Here is a 12,423-nt window from a genome sequence, read left to right on the forward strand (position 1 = left end):
CCTATCTTCTGAAGGAGCACCAAACCATGGCAGTGCTAGTCGACAAGAACACCCGCCTCATCGTGCAGGGCATCACCGGCAAAGAAGGCACCTTCCACGCCAAGGGCTGTGCCGAGTACGGCACCAGGGTCGTGGGCGGCGTTACTCCGGGCAAGGGCGGAACCACGCACGAGGGATGGCCGGTCTTCGATACGGTCGAGGAAGCCGTGCGCGAAACCGGCGCCAACGCCACCGTCATCTTTGTCCCGCCGCCGTTTGCCGCTGACGCCATCCTCGAGGCCAATGCCGCCGCACTGCCGTTGATCATCTGCATCACCGAGGGCATTCCCACCAACGACATGGTCGAGGTCTGGTCCGTGCTCCGGCATTCGCCCTCCGTGCTGATCGGCCCCAACTGCCCCGGCGTCATCTCGCCCGGCAAGGCCAAGATCGGCATCATGCCCGGCCGCATCCACAAGGAAGGCTCCGTCGGCATCGTCTCTCGCTCCGGCACCCTCACCTACGAGGCCGTCTACCAGCTCACCCAGCGCGGCATCGGCCAGTCCACCGCCATTGGCATCGGCGGCGACCCCATCATCGGGACCACCCACACCGACGCCTTGAAAATGCTCAACGAAGACCCCGAGACCGAGGCCATCATCCTGATCGGCGAGATCGGCGGTACCGCCGAGGAGACCGCCGCGGCCTACGTCAAGGAACACGTGCGCAAGCCAGTCGTCGGCTTCATCGCCGGGCAGACCGCGCCCCCGGGCCGCCGCATGGGCCACGCCGGCGCCATCATCTCCGGGGGCCAGGGCACCGCAGCCGAGAAGATGAACGCGCTCCGTGAGGCAGGCATCCACGTCGTCGAATCCCCCGCCGCCATCGGCGAGACAGTAGCCCGCGTGCTGAAACACGCGCGCCCCTGACTTCGCCCGCTCGATCGCCGTCCCCCTAAAAACCAACCGCACCCAAAGAAACCCAATTCCAATGGAAAAAAGGACGGGAGCCCTGACGGGCTCCCGTCCTTTTTGGTCTCAAGAGCGGGCGCTTCTATTGATTCGCAGGTAATCGGTTTGGCCACCCCATCACAAAAAGGTAACCTTTTCAGCCACCCCACCCCCTGCAACACTGTGAAGGCGCGGTGAGACGTTACAAAAGTTCACTTTATCCGCACGAAAGCACGCTACTTACATCTCGCTCAGTCGTTTCGGTAACTGTTTTGATGCCAATAGTAACCATTAATGGTAACAAATAAAAAGTTATGCCACAGTGCCTCATCGACTTGCCGAATAGCCTTTCGTGTAGTAGCGAGCTCGGCTAGGCTCCTGCGTAGAGAAACCCTTTCTAGGAGAACTACCAGATGATCTCGGTCAAACACTTTGCAGCCCTCTCGTCACTCCTGCTCGCCTCCATGCCTTTGCTGGCTAGTAACGCACTCGCCGCAGTGTCCGTCTCCCCTGCCGCCAATCTTGATGGTCGCCTCGTTGTAATCGCAGCGCAGGAGGGTCCCACCGGTACCGTCCGCAACCCTTGGGGTTCCGTCGCAGAGGGTCCTGCTGGTACTGTGTGCAATCCATGGGGTTCCATCGCAGAGGGTCCTGCTGGCACAGTGCGCAATCCCTGGGGTTCCGTCGCTGAAGGTCCTGCTGGCACCGTGCGCAACCCCTGGGGTTCCATCGCAGAGGGTCCCGCGGGCACCGTGCGTAATCCCTGGGGTTCCGTCGCAGAGGGTCCTGCTGGCACCGTGCGCAATCCCTGGGGTTCGGTCGCAGAGGGTCCTGCTGGCACAGTGCGCAATCCCTGGGGTTCCGTCGCTGAAGGTCCTGCTGGCACCGTGCGCAATCCCTGGGGTTCCGTTGCAGAGGGTCCTGCTGGCACCGTGCGCAATCCTTGGGGTTCCGTTGCAGAGGGTCCTGCTGGCACCGTGCGCAATCCCTGGGGTTCGGTCGCAGAAGGACCCGCTGGCACCGTGCGCAATCCCTGGGGTTCGGTCGCAGAGGGTCCTGCTGGTACTGTGCGCAATCCATGGGGTTCCATCGCAGAGGGTCCTGCTGGCACAGTGCGCAATCCCTGGGGTTCCGTTGCAGAGGGTCCTGCTGGCACCGTGCGCAATCCCTGGGGTTCGGTCGCAGAAGGACCCGCTGGCACCGTGCGCAATCCCTGGGGTTCGGTCGCAGAGGGTCCTGCTGGTACTGTGCGCAATCCATGGGGTTCCATCGCAGAGGGTCCTGCTGGCACAGTGCGCAATCCCTGGGGTTCCGTCGCTGAAGGTCCTGCTGGCACCGTGCGCAACCCCTGGGGTTCCATCGCAGAGGGTCCCGCGGGCACCGTGCGTAATCCCTGGGGTTCCGTCGCAGAGGGTCCTGCTGGCACCGTGCGCAATCCCTGGGGATCCGTCGCGGAAGGTCCTGCTGGTACTGTGCGCAATCCCTGGGGTTCCGTTGCTGAAGGTCCTGCTGGCACCGTGCGCAATCCCTGGGGTTCCGTTGCAGAGGGTCCTGCTGGCACCGTGCGCAATCCCTGGGGTTCGGTCACAGAGGGTCCTGCTGGCACCGTGCGCAATCCTTGGGGTTCGATGAACGCGTAGAGCACTAGTCACCACTGTGGTGGCTTGGTAGGCTGTTCGTAGAGGCGGGGTGAGTGACTAAAGGTGCTTTAGACCTCGATAAAGCGATCCTCATCAGCGGCGGGGTACTTGACGCTTGCCTTTGCGCTTCCATGTGGGCTCGGAAGAGCTGGAAGGTGTTTCCGGCTCTTTTCCTGTTCGCGCTTCTGGATCTACTTGCGAGCATCTGGTTTGGGAACGTCGATCCGGTGGCCAGCCGGCTGCTTTTTGTACGCACTTATACGGCCTATGACCTGGCCAGCTTCAGCCTTCAGATGTGGCTCCTTTACGAGATCGCACGAGCGGTGCTTCGCCCTGCCGGCGTCTGGCATCGGGAGGCTTTTAAAGCTCTCTCCATGGCTGCCGTTGCTGGCGCCTCGCTGGCGGCAGGCGCCACCCTGCTGATGCAGCCCAACAATGTGCACGGCCCGGCGGCGCTGGAGCTGCGGGCCGAGATGTTTGCCAGTCTGCTGGCGTGTGAGATCGTGGTGGCCATGATGCTCTCGGCAAAGGAGGTCGGACTGCCCTGGCGCAGCCATGTCATGGCGGTCGGACAGGGCTTTATGGCCTGGTCGCTGGTGCTGGCCTCTCTGGAGGGACTTTCCGCGTACCTGGGCCCGACCCATCCGTACTACAAAGCGCTCTATTATGTCCGCAGCCTTAACTACCTCGTAACTCTCGGCTACTGGACTGTCTCGCTTTGGCGCAAAGAGCCAGCAAGGCAGCCAATTTCGCCCACTTTGCGAAAGTATGTTGTTGCTTTACACGAAAAGGTTCAATACGATCTCGGCAAGGTCGGTCACTGAGGAGACCAGCTCTCTATGCATGCTCTTGCATCTCTCGTTTGTTTTGGGATGGCCATTCTGGCAATGGGTGGCACTGCCGTTTATGCTCGACGCTCCTCCATCCGGCTGGATGGCCGGAACTGGGAGGACATCCTGTCTGCCATGGAACCCATGGATGTGGACGGGCTTCACTGCGTCGCAACCGATTACCTGGACCCGCAAAAGGGACAGATCTCCATGGAACCGGAAGTGATCTGGCACCTGCTCGGCGGGGAGCTTGGATTGCGCCGTATGCGCAACAACGCTGACCTGCTGCTCTCGCTGGCTGCCCACGCAGCACAGTGGAACACGGAGGAAGGCGCGATTGTTGCAGAGCGTATGCGGCGAGACGCCCTGAGGCTTCGCTCCGCTCTCCGGCAGATCCGGCTCGGCATGTTCTCGCAGATCTTCACGGGACGGCACTGGGTTTCCGTTCCCTTCCAGCTCCAGGAAGCCGCATCCGCGTATTACCTGATGCGCCAAAGACTGCTCGCCCTCTATGAGACCAGCCACGTGGGCCTGCTTCCTCAGCTCGCTCAGGCAATCTAAGCTTTCTGTGCACTTCAAGGACGAAGCGGCGCTCCTGCTACCAGGAGCGCCCTTTTGGCGTTGGCTTCTTTTACACTGGATAACAGTGTCCGGCCTCGGCCTCAAGACACATTAAGAGAATTTAGGAGAGTCAACCCGTGTCTGAACGGACTTTTAGCATCCTCAAGCCTGACGCTGTGCGCAAAGGCGACGCTGCCGCGATCCTCGCCGCCATTGAAAAGGCCGGTTTCAAGCTGGTCGCCATCAAGAAAATCACCATCTCGAAACAGCAGGCAGAAGGCTTCTACCATGTGCATGCGGCCCGACCGTTCTTTGGTTCCCTGTGCGAGTTCATGTCTTCGGGCGCTATCTTCCCGATGGTGCTTGAAAAAGACAACGCCATTGCTGATCTGCGCAAGCTGATGGGCGCCACTAACCCGGCTAATGCCGAAGAGGGCACAATTCGTAAGCAGTTCGCAGCCTCGATTGAGGAGAATGCGATCCACGGTTCCGATGCACCGGAAACTGCTGCTTTCGAGATCGGCTATTTCTTCGCCGGCTACGAGCTGGCCTAAGTAGCGCGCGGTGGGGGCCGGGCAGCCGGTCCTTCGATCCCGCAGTTTGTCAGGCTCACCTACCCTGCGTGCGCCCAACGCTGAAACGATGGCTATGACCCAGTCTGCCTTTCCGCCGGTGGCGTCCTGCCCGGGCGAGACCCTTTTGATGGAAGCGATCGCGCCGCTGCAGACACTGCTGGCGCAGCATCCACTGTATGGTTCCATTCGCTCCCTCCAGAAGCTGCAGCTTTTTATGGAATCCCACGTGTTTGCCGTGTGGGACTTCATGTCTCTGCTGAAGTCACTGCAAAACAGCCTTACCTGTGTGACGGTTCCCTGGGTGCCTTCGGCAGACCCGGCAAGCCGACGCCTGATCAACGAGATCGTGCTCGGCGAAGAAAGTGACACCTACCAGGGCAAGGCGATCTCCCACTTCGAGCTGTACCTGGCCGCGATGGAGAGCTGCGGCGCGGACACACAGCCCATGCGATCTGCTCTTCGAGCCCTGAGCAATGGGCAGACAGTACCGGCAGCGCTGGCCGCAGCCCCCCTCGAAGCGCGGGATTTTGTGGCCTCGACCTTTGCGGTGCTCACCCATGGAGCGACCCACCAGGTCGCGGCCGCCTTTACCTTCGGCCGGGAAGACCTGATTCCCGACATGTTCTCTGCATTTGTGCGTGAGCTGGACGCAACGCTGCCGGGCCGCATCGCACCTTTCCGCTACTACCTCGAGCGGCATATCGAGATGGATGGCGATGAGCATGGACCGATGGCCCTGCAGATGATTCGCCAGCTCTGCACGACCGCCTGGCACTGGGAAGAGGCCACGGAAGCAGCATTGGGAGCACTCCGGGCGCGGTTGTTCTTCTGGGACGGCATCCATGCGCGCATACAGGCGGAAGAAGGATCGGCAGCCGGTAGCTTTCCGAAACAGTACAAACCGGGGCGCGGCTGATCCGTTTCAGGCGCTTGCATCGGTGTCGCGCGGCCGGGAGCGCACTAGGATCAGGATGTAAGTAATCAGGTTTGGTAATCACAGCACCGGGTGCCGGCTTCTGCGCATGCCCGGATGAGAACCAGCAGGGAGTTACACGCCTGCGCGGGTTTCCATCTCGGCACGCATCAAGCCGAGGCGCTCTTCCAGCATGTCTCGCTGAATAACCGAAGCATTGCCATCTTGCAGCAGAGTTTCGAGGCGCTTTATCCGCGCCTCGAGCTGCAGATTCGAGTAGAGCTGGATCCGGTGGATTTCACGGCTCCGCTCCCCTTCCATGGTCGCCGGCGCCACATCCCGCGCACGCGGCTGTTCCATTTGGTCCCCCTGCAGAATGCGACGGACATTCTCCGCAACGAAGTCGAGATTGGCGCGAATTTCATTCTCATTCCGGCACAAGGGGCCAGGTGGCAGCAGGATCCGAAGTAGGATGCTGCCGTCGGGCTGGAGCTGCGTAAACCACATCAGGATGCGCGAGTGCATCTTGCCGACAAACCGGAAGATGTTGGACGAAATGAACTCCCCCTGCTCCTTATCGACAGCCAGAATCAGGCAGCCATTCTGGCGCAAGAGGGAGCGGGTGTGCAGCAGCACCGCATGGTCGGTCCGGATCGCCTTGACGTTTTCGTCGTTCCAGAGAGAAACCTCGTTGTCTCCTACGGGTTCGCGAGCGATCACGCGCAACTGGCGCGTCTCGCCGGCCATACGCCGGGCCAGTGGGATGAACAATTTGACGAAAGGAATATGGGCAGAGCAGCACACAAAGCCGCCCGGCTCCGCGGCGTACTCCCGCAGCACATCCTCCCTTCAACCACGATGGGGATGTGAAAGGCGGTCTTGTAGTTGGAAAGAATATCGAGAAACCGATGCAGCAGCCGGGCGTCCAGCGAAGCGCTCGAGGCATGATCCAATGATTGGGCGAAGCGACTGCTGCTGCGCGCAAGAAAGCGGGAGATCGCCAGCACAGCGCGGTACCAACGACTGGGTGGAAGCAGCGTCGCGACAAGCCAGCCAGTGAATAGAAAACTGTTGTTGACGAGCTTCTCTCTCGCCGCCCTCAGCTTGATTTTTAAAGCCATGCGCTTGTCAAACCGTACCGCCAATTGCCCTCGAGATACATCATCCTGTCCACTCAATGCCAACGCCATCGCGAAGCTGTCCTCCAGCTTTTCTGTCATGTACGCCGGCACACAGCTATCTGCACGGTGAGTGAGTAGATTTTACCTACTGGGCTACCCTATGAGACTCTAAACGCGAATTCATAGTATCCCGGCAATCAAGCACTTCCAACATTCTTTCCAGATGCTGGTTACTTTTGCAGGAAATATGTCTCATCGAGAGACGATGTTCGGAAGAAATCTGGTGCGCCCGGCAAGATTCGAACTTGCGACCTTCCGCTTCGGAGGCGGACGCTCTATCCAGCTGAGCTACGGGCGCGCGGCACTGGGAGTGCGCTGCTCCAGCTTACTACGGAATCCGGCCCCCTCGCGAGCGACCAGGATCACGCGGCCGGGCTGTAGCCCGAATACCCTGCCGGGTCGCTCGGGCTACGCCCGCTCCGCGCGCGCTTTCTGTTCCAGCAGTGCCATGCTGGACTGGATCAGTTCCTTGGCGCCGTCGATCCCGGCGAGTACCGCCTGCAGATCCAGCGCTGGCTTGGACGGGTTGCGGTTCGACACGCAGTAAACCCCGTGCTGGCCGATCAGGATCAATGCATCGGTCAGCACGTCGAGCGCAACCGCCAGGCGTCCGCGCTCCTCGCCCAGCATGAACTCACTCCGCTCCAGTTCCTCGCGGCGCTCTTCAAACACACTGCGCGCCACCTACCACTCCCTCGCCGGTGAGTCGTCCGGGGTAAGCGGCGTCGAAGCCGGTGGCCCCTTCCAGCGCAGGATCGGCTTGCGCGCGGCCCCGGTTTCATCGAGGCGAGAGATACGCGTGGAGTGCGGCGCGGCCAGGATCACGGCCGGGTTCTCTTCTGCCTCGCGCGCGATCTGGCGCATGGCGTCCACAAACAAATCCAGCTCTTCGCGCGATTCGCTCTCGGTCGGCTCGATCATGAGCGCTCCCGGCACGATCAGCGGGAAGCTGGTGGTGTACGGATGGAAGCCGTAGTCGATCAGCCGCTTGGCGATGTCGCCCGTCTTGATGCCGTTCCGGGTCTGACGCCGGTCCGAGAACACAACCTCATGCATGGACGGCGTCTTGTACGGGAGGTCGTACAGGTCTTCCAGCTTCGCCCGGATGTAGTTCGCGTTCAGCACCGCGTCCTCGGTGGTCTGGCGCAGACCGTCCGGGCCATTCGCGAGGATGTAGGCCAGCGCGCGCACAAACATGCCAAAGTTGCCGTAGAACATGCGCACTCGGCCTACTGACTGCGGACGGTCGTAGACCAGGTGGTGTATCCCGGCACCATCAGTCTGGACCACGGGGGTCGGCAGGAACGGCTCCAGGATGGCCTTGCAGGCCACGGGACCCGACCCCGGACCACCCCCGCCATGCGGCGTGGAGAAGGTCTTGTGCAGGTTCAGGTGCATCACGTCCACCCCGAAGTCCCCGGGACGCGTTTTGCCTACCAGCGCGTTCATGTTGGCGCCGTCCATGTAGAGCAGGGCGCCCTTGGCATGCAGGATCTCGGCGACCGCGGCGATCTCGTTCTCGAACACGCCGATGGTGGACGGGTTGGTCAGCATCAGGGCGGCGGTGTCTTCGTCGACCAGCGCGCGCAGCGCTTCGAGGTCGACGCCGCCATCTGCGTTCGACTTCAGATTTACGACGTCGTAGCCGCAGACCGCGGCCGTGGCCGGGTTGGTTCCATGCGCAGAGTCCGGGATGATCACGGTCCGGCGGGGATTGCCCTTGGACTGGTGGTACGCGCGCACCAGCAGGATCCCGGTGAACTCACCATGCGCGCCGGCAGCCGGTTGCAGCGTGATCGCGTCCATGCCGGTGATCTCGAGCAGGCAGCCCTCCAAGTCCTTGAGGATGGAGAGCGCGCCCTGTGACAGCGACTCGGGCTGGTAGGGATGCGCTTCTGCGATGCCTTCGATCCGCGACACGAACTCGTTGACGCGCGGGTTGTACTTCATCGTGCAGGAGCCAAGCGGGTACATGCCCAGGTCGATGGCGTAGTTCCACGTGGACATGCGCGTGAAATGCCGGATGATCTCGATCTCGCTGAGCTCCGGAAGCAGGGCCGGCTCAGTGCGGGCAGCCTCGCCAAGCAGGGTCTTCGGGTCGACCGCCGGCACGTCCAGCGGCGCCAGCTTGTAACCACGCTTGCCGGGCGCTGACTTTTCAAAGCTCAGGGCCTCGTTCTGGGTCTGGTGCGCGGTGACCTTGCGCGGTGTGCCGACGAACTTCGGCTCGGCGGTAGCTGCTGTGGAATCTGCGGGTGCGGGGGCAAATGTGCTCATCGTCTCGAGGTCCCTCTGCGACGGCTTGCCTGCTTTGAACAAAAGCAGAGCGGTCGTCGGCAACGAGCCTCTAGTTTAGCGCGACCACTCGCCTTGCCTGCGAACTGCTGCCCGGCGCTCGATGTTGTGGAACTGGATCACTGGGGAGAACCTGCGGTTGATCGATGGACCGCCACATAAACATCGCGCAAACAGTCGCCATTGAGAATTCACGGAACTGCGCTTCCTCTGCCCGCGTATGTGGTGGTACAGACTACGGAATCAGGTGCTTCACCATGCATGCAAGGAACTCCGCAAAAGATCTTGTGACCTTCACCCTTGTGCTTGCCGCTGCCACATTCTGCGAACACGCCCAGGCACAAGCTCCTTGTCATGGCTCCAACGTACAGGGAGAGATACACGACTCCAGCGGCCTCGTCATTGCCGGCGCGGCCTTGTCGCTCGAGACCGGAGAGTCCTCCACCAGCAATGAGCAGGGTAAGTTCACGTTCCCGTGCGTGCCTAGCGGCACACACCAGGTGCACATCACGGCACAGGGCTTTGCCGATGCAACGATCGCAGTGGAAGCGCCAGCCAGGACCACGCTTGCGGTGATGATGCAGGTCGCAGCTGTGCAGACAGACGTGCAGGTCAGCGACGTCGGCGCGCAGGCTCCGGATGCAGCAATAACAAGCGGCGCTGAGCACACCCTGACGCAGAAAGACCTTGCCTCGCTCGCTGATGATCCTGACGACCTGAAGCGCGAGTTACAACAACTCGCAGCTTCGGCCGGCGCCAGCCCTGCGAGCACGGTGATCACCGTGGATGGATTTCAGAACGAAACGCAGCTTCCACCCAAGAGCTCGATCGAATACATCAAGGTGAATCCCGACATGTACTCCGCGGAGTATCGCGAGCCTCCGTTTGAAGGTGGTCGCGTCGAGGTCTACACAAAGCCCGGGCAGAGCGCCTATCACGGTGCGTTGTTCACCACCAACGGCAGCTCGTGGATGAATGCGCGCAATCCGTTTTCAGTGAGCAAGGGCGCGCTCGGCAAGCAGCGTTACGGGTTCGAGCTGAGCGGGCCGGTGCGCAAGCAGGGCAGTGACTTCGCGCTTACGCTGGAGCATCGCGAAATCGATGACACCGCGGTGGTCAACGCCGTTACGCTGGACCCTGCGGGCAACCAGCTCAATACCGTGAACTCTGTGCCGATCCCGCAGGCACTCTGGCTGGCGACGGCACGACTGGGCTGGCAGCTTGGCGACCACAACACCTTTGTCGCCGCGTATAGCGGCAACACCAACCACCTGGAAAACCTGGGCGTAGGCGGCACCTCGCTCGCCGAAGCCGGCTATACGAGCGACACGTACGAGCACCAGCTCAAGCTCAGCAACATCACGCTGGCTTCCGCGAAGTTGATGCACGAAGCCCGGGTCTCTCTTGACTGGCAGGGTGAAAGCGATTCGCCGCTCTCTGCTGCTCCGCAGGTACAGGTGGCTGGCGCGTTCACGGGCGGCGGCGCTGCACTGGGCGCACAAAGGCTGCACGAGCTTACGACGGAGGTCGATGATGATGCAGTGTTGAGCACCAGCAAGCACCTGCTCAAAATCGGCGTACAGTTCCGCAACACCGCCGTGCACGACCAGCTCACGCAGAACTTCAACGGCAGCTACACCTTTGGCGGAGGCACGGCCCCGGTGCTGAATGCGCAGGGACAGCCTGTTGCGGCGCAGACCGAAACCATCTCCGGCCTGGAGCAGTACCGGCGCGCCCTGCTGGGGCTGCCCGGTGGAGCAGCCACGGCGTTCACAAATGTTGCGGGCAATCCCTCGGTCAGCTTCAACCAGACCCGGGCTGCGCTGTATGTGCAGGACAGCTGGAAGCTGCGCTCCAATGTTCAGGTTGCGATGGGTTTCCGCTACTACCTTCAGAACAAGCCCAGCGTGTACAGCGGGGCGACGCCACGGCTTGGAGTCGCGTGGACGCCGGACAAGAAAGCGACCTGGCAGCTGCACGCGCATGTCGGCCTGTTTACCGGGCAGTACGGTTACGACGACGAGCAGGAGTTGCTGCGCATGGACGGCGTGCAGCGTGTCACCAGCACGGTATATAACCCCGACTTCAATAATCCGCTCGGTGGAGGCGCAACCATCATTCACTCGCTGCGCACCGTCAACCCACGCCTCGCCAACATCAACTTCTCCATTGCAAACGGCGGCGGCTCGCACGACTTCCCGCACGGCTGGACCGTGGCAATGGACTACTACCAGGCGCGCCTGTGGAATGCTCCGCGCACGCAGAACGTCAACTCACCGTTGAATAACGACCCTGCCGGGCCCCGCCCAGGCACCCCGGATCTGAACGTACTGCAGTTGAACAACAGCGCGCAGGGCAGCGCCAATGTGGAGTTCTTCAGCGTCAGTCAGCACGCGATGAAGCGCTTCAACTTCTTCGCGGGCGGAGTGCGCGTCAACCTCGTGGACGACAACGACGACAGCGAGTTCTTTACGCCCCAAAGCTCACGTACGGATGCCGGCGAGTTCGCGCATCGCTCGGGCCAGGGCGTGTGGCAGCTCTTCGGCAACGGCTCGCTTACCGTTCCAGGCGAAGTCGCATTCAGCACCGACATCCATGCCGCCAGCGGTGCGCACTACAACATCACCACCGGCTTTGACAACAACGGCGACGGCAACTTCAACGATCGCCCGCAATATGCAACTGCCGGAGACACAAATGCATTCGCCACCCGGTATGGTTCGCTGGTTTCAAGCGGCGGCATCGGGGTGTTCCCTCGCAATGCTGCGCGGCTCCCGTGGACGGTGTACATGGACGTCAACGCACAGCGCGCATTCAAAATATCGCACCACAAGGTCGATCCGCAGCAGACCCTTACCGTGAACGTGCGTTCCTCCAACCTGCTCAACCACACGAATGTGACGGCGCAGGGCGGCGTTCTGGGGTCGCCTTTGTTTGGACAGTCGTATGGCGCAGACAACAGCCGGCGCGTGGAGGCGGGCGTGCGCTACAGCTTCTAGCGCCGCCTGCCGCGTGCGCCCTGCTTTATACCCAGCCTTCGGTCGTGACGCGGGCCGCGAGCATCATCTCCGCGATGACGCCGGCGTGCTCGCCCCAGCCGTGAAACGGCACGGGATCAATCAGGCGCAGGTCCGTGCGATCGCCGATGACTCGTCCATACCCGAGCCAGATGTGCGTGTTGGAGGTGGGTGGCCGCTGCGCGGCGCGGCTTCCACACACAATCCCGTCCTCCGTGGCAGCCACCAGGAACTGGTACGAGTCGCCGGTAATGGTCTTGGCCAAAATGGCCACGGCGTCGGAAGCGCCAAAATGCTGGTTGAGTGGAACCATACGCTCCTGCAGCCACACAGAGCATGACCGCACGGCGTCCGGCATGGTGGCCTCCAACATGCACGCGTTCTCAGGTGAGTTCATATCGTCTCCAGTTTTCGCGATACTTTGTCGCGAATCTGAACCCAGTAGAACTCCCCCGGCCGCGCTGTTCAGACGGGCATCGCGC

Annotated in this window: 12 protein-coding genes and 1 tRNA gene; 7 read left to right on the plus strand and 6 right to left on the minus strand. The window is 61.7% G+C overall.

Translation table 11 applies throughout. From position 1 onward, the window contains the following. Positions 1–26 precede the first annotated feature (26 nt). The 6 genes from sucD (at position 27) to D1Y84_RS04005 (ending at position 5,451) form a co-directional block, all read left to right on the plus strand. On the plus strand, positions 27–908 hold the full coding sequence (gene sucD, locus D1Y84_RS03980) for a succinate--CoA ligase subunit alpha (protein ID WP_124847371.1): 882 nt from the start codon (positions 27–29) through the stop codon (positions 906–908). A gap of 434 nt (positions 909–1,342) precedes the next feature. Continuing rightward, complete coding sequence (locus D1Y84_RS03985) at positions 1,343–2,569, plus strand: hypothetical protein (RefSeq protein WP_124847372.1); 1,227 nt, start codon at positions 1,343–1,345, stop codon at positions 2,567–2,569. A 53-nt stretch (positions 2,570–2,622) separates the two neighbouring features. Continuing rightward, positions 2,623–3,393, plus strand: coding sequence for a hypothetical protein (locus D1Y84_RS03990; RefSeq protein ID WP_124847373.1), 771 nt, complete (start codon positions 2,623–2,625; stop codon positions 3,391–3,393). A gap of 15 nt (positions 3,394–3,408) precedes the next feature. Continuing rightward, positions 3,409–3,960: a hypothetical protein gene (locus D1Y84_RS03995; protein WP_233581094.1), complete on the plus strand. Its 552-nt coding sequence runs from the start codon at positions 3,409–3,411 to the stop codon at positions 3,958–3,960. A gap of 137 nt (positions 3,961–4,097) precedes the next feature. Continuing rightward, positions 4,098–4,514: a nucleoside-diphosphate kinase gene (gene ndk, locus D1Y84_RS04000; RefSeq protein ID WP_124847374.1), complete on the plus strand. Its 417-nt coding sequence runs from the start codon at positions 4,098–4,100 to the stop codon at positions 4,512–4,514. Positions 4,515–4,608: 94 nt separating this feature from the next. Beyond that, positions 4,609–5,451: a DUF3050 domain-containing protein gene (locus D1Y84_RS04005; RefSeq protein WP_124847375.1), complete on the plus strand. Its 843-nt coding sequence runs from the start codon at positions 4,609–4,611 to the stop codon at positions 5,449–5,451. Between the two features lie 132 nt (positions 5,452–5,583). On the opposite strand, the gene D1Y84_RS04010 is transcribed toward D1Y84_RS04005, so the two are convergent. The 5 genes from D1Y84_RS04010 to gcvPB all read right to left on the minus strand — a co-directional run bounded on the left by D1Y84_RS04010 (position 5,584) and on the right by gcvPB (position 8,906). Beyond that, positions 5,584–6,195 carry a hypothetical protein gene (locus D1Y84_RS04010; RefSeq protein ID WP_124847376.1) on the minus strand — a complete coding sequence of 204 codons (612 nt, stop codon included), beginning with the start codon at positions 6,193–6,195 and terminating at the stop codon, positions 5,584–5,586. Continuing rightward, the gene (locus D1Y84_RS04015; RefSeq protein ID WP_124847377.1) at positions 6,165–6,668 is read right to left on the minus strand and encodes a hypothetical protein; all 504 of its coding nucleotides are present in this window, start codon (positions 6,666–6,668) and stop codon (positions 6,165–6,167) included. Before D1Y84_RS04015 ends, D1Y84_RS04010 begins: the two co-directional genes overlap by 31 nt. A gap of 182 nt (positions 6,669–6,850) precedes the next feature. Then, positions 6,851–6,927, minus strand: a tRNA-Arg gene (locus tag D1Y84_RS04020). 110 nt (positions 6,928–7,037) lie between these two features. Further along, positions 7,038–7,313: a hypothetical protein gene (locus D1Y84_RS04025; protein WP_233581096.1), complete on the minus strand. Its 276-nt coding sequence runs from the start codon at positions 7,311–7,313 to the stop codon at positions 7,038–7,040. Then, positions 7,314–8,906 (minus strand): aminomethyl-transferring glycine dehydrogenase subunit GcvPB, encoded by a 1,593-nt coding sequence (gcvPB, locus tag D1Y84_RS04030; protein WP_124847378.1) that lies wholly within the window; start codon positions 8,904–8,906, stop codon positions 7,314–7,316. It lies immediately after the preceding gene. A gap of 275 nt (positions 8,907–9,181) precedes the next feature. On the opposite strand from gcvPB, the gene D1Y84_RS04035 reads away from it, so the two are divergent. Further along, positions 9,182–11,923 carry a TonB-dependent receptor gene (locus D1Y84_RS04035; RefSeq protein ID WP_124847379.1) on the plus strand — a complete coding sequence of 914 codons (2,742 nt, stop codon included), beginning with the start codon at positions 9,182–9,184 and terminating at the stop codon, positions 11,921–11,923. A 25-nt stretch (positions 11,924–11,948) separates the two neighbouring features. Here D1Y84_RS04035 and D1Y84_RS04040 read toward each other — a convergent pair whose 3' ends face one another. Then, positions 11,949–12,338, minus strand: a complete 390-nt coding sequence (locus D1Y84_RS04040; protein ID WP_124847380.1) for a hypothetical protein — start codon at positions 12,336–12,338, stop codon at positions 11,949–11,951. Between the last annotated feature and the right edge of the window lie 85 nt (positions 12,339–12,423).

Origin of the sequence: Acidipila sp. EB88, assembly GCF_003858395.1 — a bacterium.
Lineage (GTDB): Bacteria > Acidobacteriota > Terriglobia > Terriglobales > Acidobacteriaceae > EB88.